The organism is Stenotrophomonas sp. CFBP8994 (assembly GCF_034044835.1).
GTDB lineage: Bacteria > Pseudomonadota > Gammaproteobacteria > Xanthomonadales > Xanthomonadaceae > Stenotrophomonas > Stenotrophomonas rhizophila_A.
This window is the reverse complement of sequence record NZ_JAXCWT010000007.1, coordinates 57,085-75,175: the sequence shown is the minus strand read 5'-3', so window position 1 is coordinate 75,175 and position 18,091 is coordinate 57,085. Positions and strand designations below refer to the sequence as shown.

At 68.0% G+C, this 18,091-nt stretch carries 20 protein-coding genes; 16 read left to right on the top strand and 4 right to left on the bottom strand.

The features are described 5' to 3' along the window. The first annotated feature begins 45 nt into the window (after positions 1 to 45). The 4 genes from hemP to SOM39_RS17695 all read left to right on the top strand — a co-directional run bounded on the left by hemP (position 46) and on the right by SOM39_RS17695 (position 4,188). A complete protein-coding gene (gene hemP, locus SOM39_RS17710) occupies positions 46 to 243 on the top strand; it encodes a hemin uptake protein HemP (RefSeq protein ID WP_068849295.1) in 198 nt (65 codons plus the stop codon). A 161-nt stretch (positions 244 to 404) separates the two neighbouring features. Further along, positions 405 to 2,606 (top strand): TonB-dependent hemoglobin/transferrin/lactoferrin family receptor, encoded by a 2,202-nt coding sequence (locus SOM39_RS17705; RefSeq protein WP_320459125.1) that lies wholly within the window; start codon positions 405 to 407, stop codon positions 2,604 to 2,606. Positions 2,607 to 2,611: 5 nt separating this feature from the next. Then, the gene (locus SOM39_RS17700) at positions 2,612 to 3,169 is read left to right on the top strand and encodes a Hemin transport protein (protein ID WP_320459124.1); all 558 of its coding nucleotides are present in this window, start codon (positions 2,612 to 2,614) and stop codon (positions 3,167 to 3,169) included. A gap of 125 nt (positions 3,170 to 3,294) precedes the next feature. Further along, positions 3,295 to 4,188 (top strand): DUF6607 family protein, encoded by an 894-nt coding sequence (locus SOM39_RS17695; RefSeq protein ID WP_414715897.1) that lies wholly within the window; start codon positions 3,295 to 3,297, stop codon positions 4,186 to 4,188. Between the two features lie 11 nt (positions 4,189 to 4,199). Here SOM39_RS17695 and SOM39_RS17690 read toward each other — a convergent pair whose 3' ends face one another. The 3 genes from SOM39_RS17690 to SOM39_RS17680 form a co-directional block, all read right to left on the bottom strand. Then, positions 4,200 to 4,553: a DMT family protein gene (locus SOM39_RS17690; RefSeq protein ID WP_068849300.1), complete on the bottom strand. Its 354-nt coding sequence runs from the start codon at positions 4,551 to 4,553 to the stop codon at positions 4,200 to 4,202. Positions 4,554 to 4,625: 72 nt separating this feature from the next. Further along, entirely contained in the window at positions 4,626 to 7,109 is a 2,484-nt protein-coding gene (locus SOM39_RS17685; RefSeq protein ID WP_320459122.1) for an ABC transporter permease, read from the bottom strand. Continuing rightward, the gene (locus SOM39_RS17680) at positions 7,106 to 7,705 is read right to left on the bottom strand and encodes an ABC transporter ATP-binding protein (RefSeq protein ID WP_093536045.1); all 600 of its coding nucleotides are present in this window, start codon (positions 7,703 to 7,705) and stop codon (positions 7,106 to 7,108) included. Before SOM39_RS17680 ends, SOM39_RS17685 begins: the two co-directional genes overlap by 4 nt. A gap of 120 nt (positions 7,706 to 7,825) precedes the next feature. Between SOM39_RS17680 and SOM39_RS17675 the strand changes: the two genes are divergently transcribed. The 3 genes from SOM39_RS17675 (at position 7,826) to SOM39_RS17665 (ending at position 10,698) form a co-directional block, all read left to right on the top strand. Further along, positions 7,826 to 8,491, top strand: coding sequence for an arylesterase (locus tag SOM39_RS17675; protein WP_320459121.1), 666 nt, complete (start codon positions 7,826 to 7,828; stop codon positions 8,489 to 8,491). Positions 8,492 to 8,564: 73 nt separating this feature from the next. Beyond that, positions 8,565 to 9,278 carry a response regulator transcription factor gene (locus tag SOM39_RS17670; RefSeq protein ID WP_019182442.1) on the top strand — a complete coding sequence of 238 codons (714 nt, stop codon included), beginning with the start codon at positions 8,565 to 8,567 and terminating at the stop codon, positions 9,276 to 9,278. A gap of 148 nt (positions 9,279 to 9,426) precedes the next feature. Continuing rightward, complete coding sequence (locus SOM39_RS17665; protein ID WP_068849308.1) at positions 9,427 to 10,698, top strand: sensor histidine kinase; 1,272 nt, start codon at positions 9,427 to 9,429, stop codon at positions 10,696 to 10,698. A 250-nt stretch (positions 10,699 to 10,948) separates the two neighbouring features. Here the strand turns inward: SOM39_RS17665 and SOM39_RS17660 are convergent, their stop codons facing one another. Next, the gene (locus SOM39_RS17660) at positions 10,949 to 11,677 is read right to left on the bottom strand and encodes an SGNH/GDSL hydrolase family protein (protein ID WP_320459120.1); all 729 of its coding nucleotides are present in this window, start codon (positions 11,675 to 11,677) and stop codon (positions 10,949 to 10,951) included. 190 nt (positions 11,678 to 11,867) lie between these two features. Here SOM39_RS17660 and SOM39_RS17655 point away from each other — a divergent pair, with 190 nt between their 5' ends. From SOM39_RS17655 to SOM39_RS17615, 9 genes are all read left to right on the top strand, one after another. Continuing rightward, positions 11,868 to 12,248 (top strand): diacylglycerol kinase, encoded by a 381-nt coding sequence (locus tag SOM39_RS17655; protein ID WP_068849312.1) that lies wholly within the window; start codon positions 11,868 to 11,870, stop codon positions 12,246 to 12,248. 42 nt (positions 12,249 to 12,290) lie between these two features. Continuing rightward, positions 12,291 to 13,040, top strand: coding sequence for a TerC family protein (locus tag SOM39_RS17650; RefSeq protein ID WP_068849314.1), 750 nt, complete (start codon positions 12,291 to 12,293; stop codon positions 13,038 to 13,040). A gap of 222 nt (positions 13,041 to 13,262) precedes the next feature. Further along, on the top strand, positions 13,263 to 13,904 hold the full coding sequence (locus tag SOM39_RS17645) for a LemA family protein (RefSeq protein ID WP_068854548.1): 642 nt from the start codon (positions 13,263 to 13,265) through the stop codon (positions 13,902 to 13,904). A gap of 16 nt (positions 13,905 to 13,920) precedes the next feature. Continuing rightward, the gene (locus SOM39_RS17640) at positions 13,921 to 14,808 is read left to right on the top strand and encodes a TPM domain-containing protein (RefSeq protein WP_414715896.1); all 888 of its coding nucleotides are present in this window, start codon (positions 13,921 to 13,923) and stop codon (positions 14,806 to 14,808) included. Continuing rightward, on the top strand, positions 14,808 to 15,296 hold the full coding sequence (locus SOM39_RS17635) for a TPM domain-containing protein (protein ID WP_320459119.1): 489 nt from the start codon (positions 14,808 to 14,810) through the stop codon (positions 15,294 to 15,296). The genes SOM39_RS17640 and SOM39_RS17635 overlap by 1 nt, the downstream gene beginning before the upstream one ends. 51 nt (positions 15,297 to 15,347) lie before the next feature. Next, a complete protein-coding gene (lgt, locus tag SOM39_RS17630; RefSeq protein ID WP_320459118.1) occupies positions 15,348 to 16,244 on the top strand; it encodes a prolipoprotein diacylglyceryl transferase in 897 nt (298 codons plus the stop codon). Further along, complete coding sequence (locus SOM39_RS17625; RefSeq protein WP_093532936.1) at positions 16,241 to 17,035, top strand: thymidylate synthase; 795 nt, start codon at positions 16,241 to 16,243, stop codon at positions 17,033 to 17,035. Before lgt ends, SOM39_RS17625 begins: the two co-directional genes overlap by 4 nt. After that, positions 17,032 to 17,592 carry a hypothetical protein gene (locus tag SOM39_RS17620; protein WP_320459117.1) on the top strand — a complete coding sequence of 187 codons (561 nt, stop codon included), beginning with the start codon at positions 17,032 to 17,034 and terminating at the stop codon, positions 17,590 to 17,592. Before SOM39_RS17625 ends, SOM39_RS17620 begins: the two co-directional genes overlap by 4 nt. Continuing rightward, positions 17,589 to 18,083: a dihydrofolate reductase gene (locus SOM39_RS17615; protein ID WP_320459116.1), complete on the top strand. Its 495-nt coding sequence runs from the start codon at positions 17,589 to 17,591 to the stop codon at positions 18,081 to 18,083. The genes SOM39_RS17620 and SOM39_RS17615 overlap by 4 nt, the downstream gene beginning before the upstream one ends. Positions 18,084 to 18,091: the final 8 nt, after the last annotated feature.

Genomic DNA, 18,091 nt, shown 5'->3' with positions numbered 1-18,091 from the left:
TGAGAATCATTATCATCTAACTCGTCCCTCGCACGAGTCCAGACAATGAACACTCAAGCCGCTGTACTGCTGCGCCCCGAAACGCTGACCCTGCGCGACCGCCCGGTCCGCGCCGTTCCGGCCGAAGAAGTGATCGACAGCGAGGCCCTGCTCAAGGGTCGCCGCGAAATCCTGATCCAGCACGGCGACCGCTTCTATCGTCTGCGCCACACCAGCAACGACAAGCTGATCCTCACCAAGTAACGGCCCGCCTCCCCCACGGGGTGCATTCGCGCGGCCGCGATGCGCTCCCCAGGCCTGCCGCCTTCACCGCTCTCTCCCCCTCGGCACGTCGCCTGCGACCGCTTGGTCCCTGGCGTCTGTCGGGGGTCTCCTTCCGCGTCCAGCCGACCCTGCCCACCCACATGACCCGTCCTACCGCCCTGAGCCTTGCCTTGTGGCTGGCGCTGCCCATGGCCGCCGCCCACGCGGCTGCCCCTGCCACCCCCGATGCCGGTGCCGACGCGCGCGACTTCGACCGCGTGCAGGTCACCGCTACCCGCACCGAACGTGCGCTCAGCGACGTGGCCGCCACCGTTGATGTGATCGACCGCGAGCAGCTGGATGACCACCTTGTGCGCAGCATCAAGGACCTGGTCCGCTACGAGCCGGGCATCTCGGTGACCAGCAGCCCGGCACGCTTCGGCCTGGGCGGGTTCCGCATCCGCGGGCTGGATGGCAACCGCGTACTGATCCAGACCGACGGCATCGCCATGCCCAAGGCCTTCAGCATCGGCAGCTTCTCCGACGCCAACCGCAACTTCACCGACCTGGAAACGCTCAAGCGGGTCGAGATCGTGCGCGGCCCGGCCAGCGCGCTGTACGGCTCCGATGCACTGGGCGGGGTGGTGGCGTTCGTCACCAAGGACCCGGCCGATTACCTGAAGGACGGCAAGAACAGCTACGTCGGCCTGAAATTCGGCTATGACGGCGAATGGAACGGCCTGCTGGGCAGCGCCACCACCGCCTTTGGCGGCGACCATTGGAGCGGCATGGTGAACGTCAACCATCGCCAGGGCCAGGAAACCGAAAGCATGGGCGATGTGCGCAGCAGCGACCGCACCCGCACCGCCGCCAACCCGCAGGACCGCGATGGCCGCAGCGTGCTCGGCAAGCTGGTCTATGCGCCGAGCGAAGACCAGCGCTTCCGGCTGACGGTGGAAGGCAACGAAGACAGCGTGGACACCGACGTGCTGTCGGCCATCGACCACACCACCACCACCGGCATGCAGGCGCGCGACCATCAGACCCGCGCGCGGGTGTCGTTCGCGCACGAGATGGACAATCTGGCCGCCGGCTTCGCCGACAGCCTGTCCTGGCAGCTGTACCGGCAGGACAGCGAAACCACCCAGCGCACCGATGAGCAGCGCGCCAACCTCAGCACGCGCCACCGTGAATTCAACTTCGACCAGCGCGTGTACGGCCTGCAGGCGGTCTTCCACAAGGCGCTGCAGACCGGCGCGGTCGAGCACGCGCTGACCTATGGCTTCGATGGCACCTGGACCGAAACGCGGCAGAAGCGCGACGGCTACCAGGTCCTGGCCAACGGCCAGACCAGCACCACGATCCTGCCCGATGCGTTCCCCGTGCGCGATTTCCCCATCAGCAGAACCACCGAGCTCGGCCTCTACGTGCAGGACGAAATGCGCTTTGCCGATGGCCGCTTCTCGCTGGTGCCGGGCGTGCGCGTGGACCACTACGAACTGCGCCCGGACGTGGACCCGATCTTCGCCGCCGACAACCCGGGCATGCCGGTCTCGGACCTGACCAAGACCAGCGTGTCGCCGAAGCTGGGCATGGTGTGGCGTTTCGCCGATGACTGGTCGCTGTTCGCCGGCTACGCGCACGGCTTCCGCTCGCCGCCGTACAACGATGTCAACCTGGGCTTCACCAACGTGATGTTCGGTTACACCGCCATTCCCAACCCCGACCTCAAGCCTGAAACCAGTGATGGCCTGGAACTGGGTCTGCGCTATGTCAGCAAGGCCGCGTACGTCAGCCTGAGCGGCTACTACAACGACTACAAGGACTTCATCGAGTCGCAGCGGCAGGTCGGCATCAACCCGCAGGGGCTGATCGTGTTCCAGTCGCAGAACATCGCCGACGCGGAAATCTACGGTGCTGAACTGAAGGCGGGGGTCGAGTTCGGCGACCTCAGCACCGCGCTGGCCGGCTGGTCGTTGAACGGCGCGGTGGCGTGGTCGCGCGGGCAGGACAAGACCGAAGACGTGCCGCTGGAGTCGATCGATCCGCTGCGCGGCACGCTCGGCGTCGCCTTCGACCGAGATGCGTGGGGGGTGGAGCTGCTGGGCACGTTCGCCAGGCGCAAGGACCGCATGGCCAGCGCTACCGCGTTCCGCCCGGCCGGCTATGGGGTGCTGGACCTGGTGGCGCACTGGGACTTCGCCCCCGGCGCCAGGATCAATGTCGGCGTGTTCAACCTCGGCGACCGCACCTACATCGATTACTCCGCGATCACTTCCGCGCTGGCCTCCAGCAGCACGGTGATCGACCGTTACACCAACCCTGGCCGGAACGTCTCGGCCAGCCTTGCCGTGAGCTGGTAGCCATCATGAGCCGAGCCCTTTCCGCACTGCGAACCCCAGACCGGTACCTGCGCCCTGGCCAGCTGCCATCCCCGGAACAGCTGGCGGCACTGGGCACGGTGCTGTGTCTGTACCGCCCCGAAAGCAGCGAGCTGGGCGGCTGGAAACATGCCGTTTCGGCCCATGCCTGCCAGGGCATGGACAGCGAAGGCATCCGCGAAAGCCTGTGTTTCTCCGATGCGCGCGGACGCTGTTGCTGGCGGCTGTACCTGCTGCCCGACAGCGATTTCCTGGCCTGGGACCGCCTGGTATCGGCGTTCCCGGCGCGCCCGGAGCCGACCAATGAGGGCGGCGTGGCCGAGCGCCTGTGGCGCCGGCTGGCCACGCACCTCGGCGGCGAGCCCTGGCGCATGTGCGCGCTGCGCCTGCACGCGCGCAACGGCCAGGCACTGGCCGCCAGCGTCGCCTCGCTTTCCGCGCCGGGCGCCACCGCCGCGCGCCGGATCGCGCTGGTCGAGGGTGCCGACGGCGAACTGTGGGTCGACGACGCCAACGTGGCCCCGCTCTTCCACCTTTCCTCCTGAAGGCAGCACCATCGATGAACCTGAACCCCGTAGCGACACGCCATGCGTGTCCCACGCAAGCGCCAGGCACCACGCAGGACACGCATGGCGTGTCGCTACGCGCCTGCGCAGGCGTTGCGTGTGCGCTGCTTGCCACCAGCGGCATCGCCCACGCCCAGCCCTCCGACCTGCAGCGCGACCACGCCAGCATCCTGGGCATGAAGGGCGAGTACATCGTCGATTTCGCCTTCGATGAGACCGTGCTGCTCAAGCCCGGTTATGAGCGCGCGCCGGCCGTGCGCAGCGGCGGCAACGAAGTGGTGATCGTGGTCGAGGACAGCCCGAAGCGGATCGTGCTCCAGCACCTGCTGGTGGACGGCAAGAGCGGCCACGTGACCAAGCATTGGCGGCAGGACTGGGTGTACGAGGCGCCGAACCGGTTCGAGTTCAGCGCCGACCAGACCTGGCAGGTGCGTGCGATCGATCCGGCGGTGAACGCCGGCGCGTGGACCCAATGCGTGTATGAAGTCAGCGATGCCCCGCGCTACTGCGGCACCGGCCGCTGGGAGTATCGCAACGGCGTGGCCACCTGGACCAGCGACCTCAGCTGGCGGCCACTGCCGCGCCGCGAGTACACCCGCCGCAGCGATTACAACGCGTTGGCGGTAATCAACCGGCACACGCTCACCCCCAACGGCTGGACCCACGAACAGTTCAACACCAAGATCCTGCGCGGCGCCGACGGCAGCCAGCAGGAGATCGCCCGTGAGTTCGGCTTCAACGATTACAACCGCACTACCGAGGTCGATTTCAAACCGGCCTACGACTACTGGACCGCAACGGCGGACTACTGGGCCAAGGTGCGCGCCCGCTGGGACGGTTTCCTCGGCCAGGCGCCGGGCGTACACCTGAAGACCAAGCTGGATGGCATGGCGATGATCATTCCGCTGTTCACCCAGGCGCAGGACCTGCAGGACGGCAAGCAGGTCAAGGACGCGCAGATCGACGCGGTGTTCAGGCAGTGGGTGGAAACCAAATGACGGCTGCGCCGTCATTCCTTGAACATCAGGAACGCGGCCACCACGATCAATCCGAACGCGGCGTAATGGTTCCACTTCAACGGCTGGTCCAGGTAGAACGCGGAGAACACCGCGAACACCACCAGCGTGATCACCTCCTGCATGCCCTTCAGCTGAGGGGCCGAGTACACCGCGCTGCCCAGCCGGTTGCCGGGCACCTGCAGGCAGTACTCGAAGAAGGCGATGCCCCAGCTGACCAGGATCACCATCATCAGTGGCGCGCTCTTGTACTTGAGGTGGCCGTACCAGGCGAAGGTCATGAAGATGTTGCTGCCCAGCAGCAGCAGCACGGGGTACAGGTAAGCGGTGAACGACGTGCCGGGCATCGCGGGCATTCTCAGGGGGCAGGGGCGGGCAGCATACCTAGCGCCGACCCCTGCCGGTGTCATCAATCGCGTTCATGCCTCGCTAAGGGCCAGCGCCGGCGGGGTGTGCAGGATCCGTCGGGTGCCCCACCAGCCGGCCAGCATGCTCAGCGCCACGCCCAGTGCGCCGCCGGCCAGCAGCGGGCCCCACGGCGGGCTGAGCTGCAGTTCGAATACCTGGCGGGCCACGACGCTGCCCAGCAGTGCCGCCGTGCCCACCGCCAGCAGCGAAGACAGCAGACCCAGCGCGCCGAATTCCACCAGCACAGCGCCGCGCAGCTGGGTGCGGGTGGCGCCCAGCGTGCGCAGCACCGCGCTGTCGTAACGGCGTTCACCGGCGGTGGCCTGCAACGCGGCCAGCAATACCAGCACTCCGGCCAGCAGGCTGAAGCCCATCACCAGCTGCACGGCCTGGCTGACCCGGTCCACCACCTCGCGCACCCGCTGCAGGATGCTGTCGATATCCAGCAGTGAGATGTTCGGGTACTGGCGGGTCAGCCCGGCCAGGGCCGGGGCCTGTTCGCGCGGCAGGTGGAAGGCGGTGATCAGGTTGTACGGCGCATCGCCCACCGCCCCTTCATTGAGCAGCAGGAAGAAATTGACCCGGAACGAGTCCCAGTCGGCCTTGCGGATGCTGGTCACGGTGAAGCGCCGTTCCTGCTCGCCCATCTGCAGGGTGACCGTGTCGCCCAGCTTCATCCCGTAGCGTTCGGCCCAGCCCTGTTCGATCGAAGCTTCGGCAGCGGTGCTGCCTGCGGCCCAGTACGTGCCGCTCAACAGGGTATTGGCCGGCGGGAAATCATGCCGCCAGGAGAAATTGACCGGGCGGTTGGCATCGTCTTCGTCGTTGTTGTTGTCCTGGCGTTCCTGCCGCTGCGGTGGCCTGTCGTTGACGGCCAGCAGCCGGCCGGTGCTGAACGGCTCGATCCCGGGCGCATCCACGCCCAGGCCGTCCAGCGCGGCCAGCACTGCCTGGCGCTGTTCGGGCTGGATGTTCATCAGGAAATAGTTCGGGGTATCGCTGGGCAGGCGGTCGCGCCACTGCGCCAACAGCCCCGGGCCGATCACCGACAGCAGCAACAGGGCGCACAGCGACAGCGAGAGTCCCACCAACTGCATCACCGCCAGCCCGCGGCGGCGGGTCAGGGCGGCGAGGCCCAGCTTCCAGCGCCCGCGCAGGCGCGGCTGCAGCCCGCGCAGCAGCCACAGCAGGGTGGCCCCGGCCGCACCTGCCAGCAACGCCAGCGCGGCGAGCCCGCCCAGCACCCAGGCGGCCAGCCGCACATCGCCGGTGGCCTGCACGGTGAGCGCCACGGTGGCCGCCAGCGCAGCGGCATACACCAGCAGGGAACTGGGCGGCAGGCTGGCGAAGCTGCGGTTGAGTACGCGCATCGGCGGCACCTTGCGCAGCCGCAACAGCGGCGGCAGGCCGAAACCCAGCAGCAGCACCAGCCCGATCCCCGCCCCGCTCAGCGCCGGCGTGGCCTGCGGCAACGGCAGCCGGCCCGGAATCAGCCCGCCCAGCGCCTGCACCAGCCCGGCCTGCGCGGCCATGCCCAGCCCGATCCCGACCAGGCAGGCCGGGATGGCCAGCAGCACCAGCTGCAGCGCCATGGCGGTGAGGATGTCGCGATTGCGCGCGCCGAGGCAGCGCAGCACCGCCACCTGGTCGATCCGGCGCAGCGCGAAGCGGTTGGCGGCCAGCGCGGTGGCCACGCCCGCCAGCAGCACCGCCAGCAGCGCGGCCAGCGACAGGAAGCGGCCGGCCAGGTCGAACGCGCCGCGCACGCCACGCTGGGCATCGGCAATGCCGACGATGCGCAGGCCCTTGGCGCGCGGCTGCAGCCAGCCGCGGAAATCGGCAATGGCGGCCGTGTCGCCGGCAAACATCATCCGGTACGACGCGCGGCTGCCCGGGCCGAGCAGACCCGCACGGTCCACGTCGATGCGGTTGACCAGCAGCGGCGGCGACAGCTGCATCAACTCGCCGGAGGTATCCGGTTCGGCCTGCAGCACGCGGGTCACGGTGAGCGTGCCGGCGCCGAATTCGAGGGCGTCGCCCACCTTCAGCCCCAGCGCCTGCATCAGGCGCGGGTCGGCATAGGCCTCGCCTGCCGCCGGGGTGCCGGCCACTTCGCCGGCGCCGCCCGGGGCGCGGCTGACCCGCAGTTCGCCGCGCAGCGGATAACCGTCGCTGACCGCCTTGATGTTGGCCATCTGGCTTTCATCGCCATGGAACAGCACGCTGGGGAAGCTGACCATGCGGGTGCTGGCCAGCCCACGCGCGCGCGCCTCGTCGGCGAAGGCCTGTGGCACGTCCTCGCGGCCGCCCAGGCCGAGGTCGCCACCGAGCATTTCCGCCGCGCTGCTGGTCAGCGCCAACGTGACCCGGTTGACCAGCGTGCCCACCGCCGTCATCACCGCCACGCCCAGCACCAGCGCGGCGAACACGGTCAGCAGGTCGCCGGCGAGGAATTCCCGGCGCAGCGCACGCCCGGCATGGCGCAGTACGTTCATGCGGTGATTCCGGCGGCATCGACCAGGCGCCCGCCGTCGAGCCGGTAGATGCGCTCGCAGCGCTGGGCCAGGCGCAGGTCATGGGTCACCAGCACCAGCGTGGTATCGCTGGTGGCGTTGAGCGCGAACAGCAGGTCGCTGATCTGCTGCCCGGTGGCCTGGTCCAGGCTGCCGGTCGGCTCATCGGCAAACAGGATGCGCGGCCGTGCCACGAACGCACGCGCCAGCGCCACGCGCTGCTGCTCGCCGCCGGACAGCTGGCGCGGGTAATGGCGGGCGCGGTGGGTCAGCCCGACCTGCGCCAGCACCTCGCGCACCCGCGCCGCATCCTCGCGCCCGGCCAGTTCCAGCGGCAACGCGATGTTTTCTTCAGCGGTCAGCGCCGGCAGCAGGTGGAAGCTCTGGAACACGAAGCCGACCTCGCGCGCGCGCAGCTGCGCACGGGCTTCCTCATCCAGCGCGCCGAGCGTGGCCCCGGCCAGGGCGATGTCGCCGCGGCTGGGCAGGTCGAGTCCGGCCAGCAGCCCGAGCAGGGTGGTCTTGCCCGAACCGGACGCGCCGACGATGGCGACGCTCTCGCCTTCATGGACGGTCATGTCAATGTTGTCCAGTATGTGGACTTCACCCTCCGGGCCACGTGCGGACTTGCCCACGTTGTGGGCGGCGATGGCGACGGGCGCGCTGCGGGGGGACAGGCTGTCGATGAGGATTCTCCAATGTACCGAGCAAAATGGGCGGGCCGGGCGGCCCAGGTGTTCTTGCTGCTGGCAGGGTTGCTGCTGCTGCCTGCGCTGGCATGTGCCAAAGGTGCCAACACCCGGCACGCGGTGCTGGTGGTCGGCGACAGCCTCAGTGCCGCCCACAATATCCCGGCCGCATCGGGCTGGGTGAACCTGCTTCAGCAGCGGGTTAGCCAGCAGATCACGCCGCCGCCGACGATCATCAATGCCAGCATCAGCGGCGAAACCACGGCCGGCGCACTGACCCGGCTGCCGGCCCTGCTGGAGAAGCATCGGCCGTCGGTGGTGGTGATCGAACTGGGCGGCAATGACGCGCTGCGCGGGCTGAGCCCGGCGCAGCTGCGCGGCAACCTGGAAAAGATGATCGTGGCCAGCCAGAAGGCCGGCGCCAAGGTGCTGCTGCTGGGCATCGATGTCCCGCCCAATTACGGCCCGGCCTATCGCGACCGCCTGCGCCAGGTGTATGCAGGCCTGGCCAGCCAGTACAAGGTGGCGCTGCTGCCGTTCCTGCTGGAGGGAGTGGCCCTGCAGCCCGGGCTGATGCAGGGCGACGGACTGCACCCCACCGCCAAGGCCCAGCCGAAGGTGCTGGACAACGTCTGGCCGCTGCTCAAACCCCTGTTGAACGCCCCGCCGAACTGATCCGTGAGCGGCTTCACATCGCCTCCACCGACGATCCGGCATGTTTCACAAAGCTGAAGAAAGAGGGACTCCCATGCGTCAGACAAAGGAAACCTCCGGCCTGGTGCTGGTGGTCGAAGACAACCGCAATATCTCCGAGATGATCGGGGAATACCTGGAAGGCCGCGGGTTCGAAGTGGACTACGCCCAGGACGGGCTGGACGGTTATCGTCTGGCGGCTGAAAACAGTTACGACGTGGTGGTGCTGGACCTGATGCTGCCGCGTCTGGACGGCATCGAAGTCTGCCGCCGGCTGCGCAACGATGCGCGCAAGTCGACGCCGGTGCTGATGTTGACCGCGCGCGATACGCTCGACGACAAACTCACCGGACTGGGCTTCGGCGCCGACGATTACCTGACCAAGCCGTTTGCGATCCAGGAGCTGGAAGCCCGCCTGCGCGCGCTGATCCGGCGCGAACGCCGCCAGGTGGGATCGGAAGTGCTCAAGGTCGCCGACCTGGTGCTGGACCCGGTCAGCATGCGCGCCACGCGTGCGGGCACCGAGCTGCAGCTGTCGCCCATCGGCCTGCGCCTGCTCACCATCCTGATGCGCGAATCGCCGCGCGTGGTGACCCGCCAGGAAATCGAGCGCGAGATCTGGGGCAACGGGCTGCCGGATTCGGACACGCTGCGCAGCCATCTGTACAACCTGCGCAAGATCATCGACAAGCCGTTCGACCGTCCGCTGCTGCACACCGTGCAGAGCGCCGGCTACCGTATTGCCGATATCGCCCAGCCGATGAGCTGATGCGCAACAGCGCAGGGCGCACGATGGTGGGGGCTTGCGGCCCCGATGTACACGATGCCCCGGCACTTGCCGGGGCATCGCCGTTGCTTGCACGATGGAATAACGGCGCGCTTTCCTATAATCGCGGCGACTCGACCTGGACTTCGTAATGCCGCACGGTCTGCCGCGCAAGATCCGCATTGTCTTCATCCTGCAGGCCGTACTGGCCAGCCTGGGCATCCTGCTGGGCGCGTGGCTGGTCTCGCTGGTGATCAAGCACAGCCTGGTCAGCAGCGCGCTGCAGGAAGAAGCGACATATTTCTGGGACCTGCACGCGGCCTCGCCCGCGCAGCCGCCGCCGAACACGCGCAACATCCGCGGTTACCTGCTGGAGGCCGGGCAATCGGCGCTGAGCCTGCCGCCCAACCTGCGCACGCTGGCGCCGGGCTTCCACGAGTTGAAGGCCGACGACCAGCTGGTGCTGGTCGATGCGCGCCCGGAAGGGCAGCTGTACCTGGTGTTCCTGCGTTCGCGCGCGGAGATGCTGGCGTTCTGGTTCGGCATCGTGCCGGTGCTGTTGACGCTGCTGGCGGTGTATGGCGCGTCGTGGATCACCTACCGGGCGTCGAAGCGATTGGTCTCGCCGGTGAACTGGCTGGCGCGGCGGGTGTCGCGCTGGAACCCGGGCCATCCGGAGGCGTCGGACCTGGCACCGGACAAGTTGCCGGCGGACATGCAGGGCGAAACGCGGCAGCTGGCGGCGGCCCTGCATTCGCTGGCCACGCGGGTCACCGCGCACGTGGCACGCGAACGCAACTTCACCCGCGATGCGAGCCATGAACTGCGCACGCCGCTGACCGTGATCCGGGTGGCCAGCGACATGGCGCTGGGCGACCAGGACATGACGCCGCGGCTGCGCCGCGGCCTGCACCGCATCCAGCGCGCGGGGCGCGACATGGAGGCGGTGATCGATGCGTTCCTGATCCTGGCACGCGAGGCGGACGTGGAGCCGCAGATCGAACTGTTCGACGTCAACGAGATCGTGCGCTACGAAGTGGACAACGCGCGCGAGCTGATCGCGGGCCGGCCGGTGGAGATCCACCTGCACAGCGAGGCACCGGTGCACCTGCACGCGCCACCCCGGGTACTGCAGGTGGTAGTCAGCAACCTGCTACGCAATGCCTGCAGCTATACCGACGAAGGCCGTATCGACGTGGACGTGCTGGACGACCGGGTGGTGGTGCGCGACACCGGCATCGGCATGTCGGCCGAAGCGCTGTCGCGCGCGTTCGAGCCGTTCTACCGCGCCGAACCCAGCCGCCCGCAGGGTACCGGCCTGGGCCTGTCGATCGTGCGCCGCCTGTGCGACCGCTTCGGCTGGAAGATCGCCCTGACCAGCGAACCCGGGGTCGGCACCCAGGCCACGATCATCTATCGCTGACGCGTAAAAGCGCAGAGCAACGGCGTTTCCATTGCCCGCGTGCAGGTGAGCGGCGGGGGGTGGGCCCGCGGGAAGCGCCGTGAACCCATCCTTGGGGGCTTGGTCGCCGCATCCATGCGGCTCACGCCCCCGCAAACCCACCCCCGCCACTCCCCTCGATGGTGTGCGAGCGCGGTAGGGTCGGTTCCCAAACGACTGCCGACTCTGCTGATCGGCCCTTTAACGCATGACCTCAAAACAACGTGCGCTGTTACCGCTTTACCGTTGCACCACACTGCACCTTGCTTGCCAATGCCTTCCGCCAGATCGCATACCCCTCCGGCTTCATATGCAGCATGTCTTCGCGGAACAACGCCGCGCGTGGCTGCCCGTCCTCGCCCAGCATCGGGGTGTAGATGTCGGTGTAACCGGTGTTCGGCAGCTTCGCCAGCGCCTCTTGGATCAATCCATTGGCTTCCTGCACCGCCGGCAGCAGCTGCGCGCGCGACGGGCTGGGCTTGATCGAGATGACTTCGACGGTGGTCTTCGGCAGGTCGCGGTGCACGCGCTGCACGAACGCCACCACGTCGTCGCGGACCTGGGTCGGCGTGCGGCCGCTGTTGAGGTCGTTGTCGCCGGCGTAGAAGAACACTTTGCACGGCGCGTACGGAATCACGATCTGGTCGGCGTACCAGGTGCTGTCGCGCACTTCGGAGCCGCCGAAGCCGCGGTTGAAGACCTTCTGGCCGGGGAAGTCGGCCGCCAGGGTGTCCCACATCCGGATCGAGGAACTGCCGATGAACTCGATGCCGCCGCGCGGGGGCGGACTGGCGGCGTCGGCCTTGGCGAAGGCGGCCATGTCCCCGGCCCAGGCCACGTTGGAGACCTGTTCGGGGACCTGCGGCGGGGCCGGCACCGGGGCGGGCGTGAGGGCCAGGGCGGGCAGGCTGGCGGTCAGCGCCAGGGCGAGCAGCAGGGGGCGGGCGAAACGCTGGGACATGAACGACTCCTTTGATGCGTGGGGGTCATTCTAGGCCGGGTGGGCCGGCCAACGCCCGGCACGGCCGGGTGGCGCCGCCACCCTTGTGGCAAAATGGGGGATTGTCCACCGCTTCGCGCGCTGCCCATGACCCCTTGTCGTGCCCCGCACCTGCCGTCCTGCCTTGTTTCCCGCCGTGGGGTGTCCCTGCGTGGCTGATGAAACCGGGCACATGCCGCGCGGCCCCAAGCGCATCTTCAAGGCGGCGGTGTGGTCCTGGCAGGGCCTGCGGGCGGCCTGGCTGCACGAGTCGTCGTTCCGGCTGGAGGTCTACCTGCTGGTCGTGCTGGCGCCGCTGGCGCTGTGGCTGGGGCAGACCCCGGTCGAGCGCGCACTGATGATCGGTTCGATGCTGCTGGTACTGGCCATGGAGCTGGCCAATTCGGCGATTGAAGCGGTGATCGAGCGCTACGGCGCCGAATTCCATGAGCTGGCTGGCCGCGCCAAGGACATGGGCTCGGCGGCGGTGTTCGTGCTGATGATGAATGTTCTGCTGTGCTGGGGCCTGGTCCTGGCGCCGCGCGTGCTCTGACGCGCCCACGTCCGCTTTCCCCCTTAGTAAGGATCCAGGTCCATGTTGCTTGAACTGCTGTCCGACCCGAATGTCTGGTTGACCCTGCTGACCCTGAGCGCGCTGGAAATCGTGCTCGGCATCGACAACCTGGTGTTCATTTCCATTGCCGTGAGCAAGCTGCCGGAATCGCGTCGTCCGTTCGCGCGCAAGCTGGGCATCGCGGTGGCGTGCATCACCCGCATCCTGCTGCTGGTGTCGCTGGCCTACCTGGCGCACATGCAGGCCAATCTGTTCACCGTGGCCGGCATGGGCATCTCCATCCGCGACCTGGTGCTGATCCTCGGCGGCCTGTTCCTGATCATCAAGGGCGGCATGGAAATCCGCGAGCTGATCACCGGCGGCGAAGACGAAGATCCCACCACCACCAAGGCCTCGGCCGTGTTCGGCATGGTGATCGCGCAGATCGCCATCATCGACATCGTGTTCTCGCTGGATTCGGTGATCACCGCGGTCGGCATCGCCGACCACGTGCCGGTGATGGTCGCGGCGATCCTGCTGTCGGTGGCGGTCATGCTGCTGGCGGCCAACCCGTTGGGCCGCTTCATCGACGCCAACCCGACCGTGAAGATGCTGGCCCTGGCCTTCATCCTGCTGATCGGTGCGGTGCTGATCCTGGACGGCCTGGACGTGCACGTGCCCAAGCCCTACATCTATGCCGCCATGGGCTTCTCGGTGCTGGTGGAGTGGCTGAACCTGCTGATGCGCCGCCGCGCCGTGGCCCACCACGTGCCGGGTGCCGGCAATTGGTGAAACCGACCTGCGGTCGGTTTCACCCGTACCGACCAACGGTCGGTACCTACCGGGTTGGACGCGGATCCACCGGCAATTGGACGCGGATCCACCGGTAGCGGGTGCGCGCGGACCAACCCGGCAGGTGACGACCGTTGGTCGTCACCCCCGGACACCCTAACGGGGAATTAACCCCTATTCATGCCATTCTCCGGCCGCGTCCACCCCGATCCGGAGCCGGTCATGCGTATCTCTCCCCGACTGATCCTGCTGGCCCTGCTGGCCAGCCTGTTGTCAGGTTGTGGCTATAACTCGATCCAGCAGAAGGATGAGCAGGTCAAGGCCGGCTGGGCCGAGGTGCTCAACCAGTACAAGCGCCGCGCCGACCTGATCCCCAACCTGGTGCAGACCGTGGAAGGCTATGCCAACCAGGAGCGCCAGGTGCTCACCGACGTGACCAATGCCCGCGCGCGGGTGGGCCAGGTCAACGTGAATGCCGACGACGCCGAGTCGCTCAAGCAGTTCCAGCAGGCGCAGGGCGAGCTCAGTGGCGCGCTGTCGCGGCTGCTGGTGGTGACCGAGAACTACCCGAACCTGAAATCCGACCAGGGCTTCCGCGATCTGCAGGCGCAGCTGGAAGGCACCGAGAACCGGATCACCGTGGCGCGCGGCCGCTACATCCAGCAGGTGCAGGACTACAACACCTACGTCCGCTCGTTCCCGCAGCTGATCACCGCCAAGCTGTTCGGCTACAAGGAAAAGCCGAACTTCACGGTGGAGAACGAAGCGCAGATCTCGCAGCCGCCGGCGGTGAAGTTCGGTGCGCAGCCCGCGGCCCCGGCGCCCGCGCCGCCGCCGCAGCAGGCTCCGGCCCCGGCCCAGTAAGCCGGTGAACACCCCGCTGCTGCTGCGCGCGTGGTTGCTGCTGTGCCTGTGCCTGGCCGTGCCGGCTTGGGCGCAGGCTGACGCGGCGATTCCGCCGATGACCTCACCGGTGGTGGACACCACCGGCACCCTGGATGCCGCGCAGAAACAGGCGCTGGAGGCCCAGGCGCTGGCGTTGCAGCAACGCAAGGGCAGCCAGCTGCAGATCCTGATGGTGCCCAGCACCCAGCCGGAAACCATCGAGCAGTACACCCAGCGGGTGTTCGAGCAGTGGAAGATCGGCCGCAGCGGCGTGGACGATGGCGTGCTGCTGGTGGTGGCGAAGGATGACCGCCGGGTGCGGATCGAGCCCGGCTACGGGCTGGAAGGCGCCATTCCCGATGCCATCGCCAACCGGGTGATCCAGGAATACCTGGCCCCGCGCTTCCGCAGTGGCGACTACGCCGGCGGGCTGGTCGACGGCAGCGCTGCATTGGTGAAGCTGATCGACGGCGAGGAACTGCCGGCGCCGGTGAGTGCCCACCGTGATCTCCGTGGCAGTGGCGGCGATGGCTTCACGCTGGCGCTGGTGATCGGCTTCTTCGTGGGCACCTTCGCCCGCGCCCTGCTGGGCTGGCTGCCGCGCCCGGTGCGCGCGCTGCTGGGCGGTGGCGGCGCAGCGGTGGCCGCCTTCCTGTTCACTTCGCTGTGGCTGGCCAGTGGCCTGGCCGGGCTGATCGGCCTGTTCGTGGGCTTCTCCTCCGGCCGGGTCGGCCGCTTCGCCCGCAACAGCGGCTGGGGCGGCGGTGGCTTTGGCGGCGGCGGAGGCTGGGGTGGTGGAGGCGGCGGCTTCGGCGGTGGCGGTGGCGGCTGGGGCGGTGGGGGTGGACGATCCGGAGGCGGTGGCGCCTCGGGAGGATGGTGATGCGCATCTGGCGGCATCTGTTCGCACCTTCGCTGCAGCGGACCTTCCCGCCGGACGCGCTGCAGGCCATCACGGACGCCATTGCCGGCGGCGAGCGCCGCCACGGCGGCCAGGTCATGTTCGCGGTGGAAGCGGATCTGCCATTGACCGCGCTGTGGCAGGGGGTCACGCCCCGGCAGCGGGCCGAGCATGCCTTCGCCCAGCTGCGCACCTGGGATACCGAGAACAACAACGGCGTGCTGGTCTACCTGCTGCTGGCCGACCACGCCATCGAGCTGGTGGCCGACCGCGGCCTGCGCGGCAGGGTGGGCGAAGCGCAGTGGCAGGCGGTGTGTGCGCACATGCAGCAGCAGTTGCGCGAGGGTGCCCTGCAGGACGCGGTGCTGCTGGCCATTGCCGAGGTATCGGACATACTGGCGGGGCACTATCCGCCCGGCAGCGGGTCCAAGGATGACGCCCTGCCCAATACCCCGCAGTTCCTTGGTTGAGGTACGGCGGCGCTGGCCCGAGAATAGCCGCTTACCTGCAAGGCATTGCCCATGATCTATCTCCACGACATCGACCCCATCGCCATCTCGCTTGGGCCGGTCAAGGTGCACTGGTACGGCATCATGTACCTGCTCGGCTTCACCGCGGCCTGGTGGCTGGGGCGGCGGCGCATCGCGGCGGGGCGCCTGCCGGGCGTGGATGCCAACGGCTTCTCCGACCTGCTGTTCTACGCCATGCTCGGCGTGGTGGTGGGTGGCCGCGTGGGGTACATGCTGTTCTACGCGCTGGGCGATTTCCTGCATAACCCGCTGCTGCTGTTCAAGGTGTGGGATGGCGGCATGAGCTTCCACGGCGGCCTGCTGGGCGTGCTGTTCGCCTCGTGGTACTGGTCGCGCAAGCACCGCCTGCACCTGGGCGACACCATCGACTTCATGGCGCCGCTGGTACCGCTGGGCCTGGGCTTCGGCCGCATCGGCAACTTCATCGGCGCCGAGCTGTGGGGCAAGTACACCGACGGCACCTGGGGCGTGGTGTTTCCCTCCGGCCTGCCGTCGCCGCTGAACCAGCTGGACATGCCGGCGCTGCGCGAGCAGTTTGCAACCGGCGCACTCAATCCGTTCGCCCGTCACCCCTCGCAGTTGTACGAAGCGCTGCTGGAAGGGCTGGTGATGTTCGTGGTGCTGTGGGCGGTGTCGGCCACGCCGCGCCACCGTTATCTGGTCTCGGGCCTGTTCGCGCTGATGTATGGCGTGTTCCGCTTCGCGGTGGAATTCGTGCGCATGCCCGACAACGGCGTGTACCTGGCCTTTGACTGGTTCACCCGCGGCCAGCTGCTGAGCCTGCCGCTGGTGGTGCTGGGCCTGGTGCTGCTGGCCCTGTCGCGCCGCGCGCCGGTGCTGCAGCCGGTGCTGCCGGTCACCCCCGCCACGGCTGGGAGCAAGGCATGAAAGCCTACCTGGACCTGCTCGAGCATGTGCTCGAACACGGCACGGAAAAATCGGACCGCACCGGCACCGGCACGCGCAGCGTGTTCGGCTGGCAGATGCGCTTCAACCTCAACGACGGTTTCCCGTTGGTCACCACCAAGAAACTGCACCTGCGCTCGATCATCCACGAGCTGCTGTGGTTCCTGAAGGGCGACACCAACATCGGCTACCTGAAAGACAACCAGGTGCGCATCTGGGACGAGTGGGCCGACGAGAACGGCGACCTCGGCCCGGTCTACGGCAAGCAGTGGCGCAGCTGGGCCACCGCCGACGGCGGCAGCATCGACCAGATGCAGTGGCTGGTGGACGAGATCAAACGCAACCCGGATTCGCGCCGGCTGGTGGTGAGCGCCTGGAACGTGGGCGAGCTCTCGCAGATGGCGTTGATGCCCTGCCACAACCTGTTCCAGTTCTACGTGGTGGACGGCAAGCTGAGCTGCCAGCTGTACCAGCGCAGCGGCGACATCTTCCTGGGCGTGCCCTTCAATATCGCCAGCTACGCACTGCTGACCCACATGGTGGCGCAGGCCACCGGGCTGGGCGTGGGCGATTTCGTGCACACGCTGGGCGACGCGCACCTGTATTCCAATCATTACGAACAGGCCCGCGAGCAGCTCGCGCGCGAACCGCGCGCGCTGCCCACGCTGTGGCTGAATCCGGACGTGACCGATCTGTTCGGCTTCCAGTTCGATGACATCCGCATCGACGGCTACCACCCGCACCCGGCGATCAAGGCGCCGGTGGCGGTATGAGGCGGGCGCGTCGGGTCGCCCTGCTGATGCTGCTGCTGTCGCCGGCACTTGCACAGGCCGCAGCCGATTCCCCCGGGAACCTGGCCGCACAGGTCAATGCGCAGATCGTGCTGCGCCAGGTCAACAACAATGTTGCGATGATGGCGGACGGGTTGGGTGCGGGTTTCCTGCCGGGCGATCTGCCGGCCGCATGCGAGCCGGCAACGCGCGCGGCGGTGGCCAGCATGTCGACGGCGCTGGTGCGCTTCATGCAGGAAACATTCAACGATCCTGCCTACCAGCGCGGCTTCGAGCAGCTGCTCGGCAGTGCCTGGACGGCGCAGCAGCTGCAGGCCTTCCTGGACCGAAGCGGGGAGGAGGAGCTCGGCGTGCTGAACGCCGAGGTGATGTCGGCCCCCGGCCTGCAGGCGGCACAGGAGGCGCACATGGCCCGGCTCACCCAAGCGGCCGACAGCATGATGGACGCCGACCCGGGCCTGCAGAAGGCACTGGCCGAAGTGAACAGCGCGCAGCAGCACTGCGACGCGGCGCGGATGGAACCGGAGGCCGGCACGTGAAGCTGTCTCTTGTTGCGGCACTCGACCACGACCACGGCATCGGCCAAGCGAACCAGCTGCCCTGGCAGCTGCCGGACGACCTGAAGCGATTCAAGGCGCTGACGATCGGCAAGCCGATCCTGATGGGCCGCAAGACCGCGCAGTCGCTTGGCCGCGCGTTGCCGGGCCGCCCGAACCTGGTCCTGACCCGCTCGGGCCAGGTACCGTTCGAGGGCATGCAGGCCGTGGCCACCATCGACGAAGCACTGCAGTTCGCGGCCGCTGCCGGCGCAGACGAACTGTGCGTGATCGGCGGCGGCGAGATATACCGCCTCGCCATGGCGCAGGCCACCGACCTGCACCTGACCTGGGTGGATACCCGCGTCCAGGCCGACACCCATTTCCCGCCGGTCGACCCGCAACTGTGGGTTGAAACAGCGCGCGAGCATCATGCCGCTGATGCGCGACATGCATTTGCGTTCGATTTCGTGGATTACGCGCGGAAGGCGTAACAGCAACA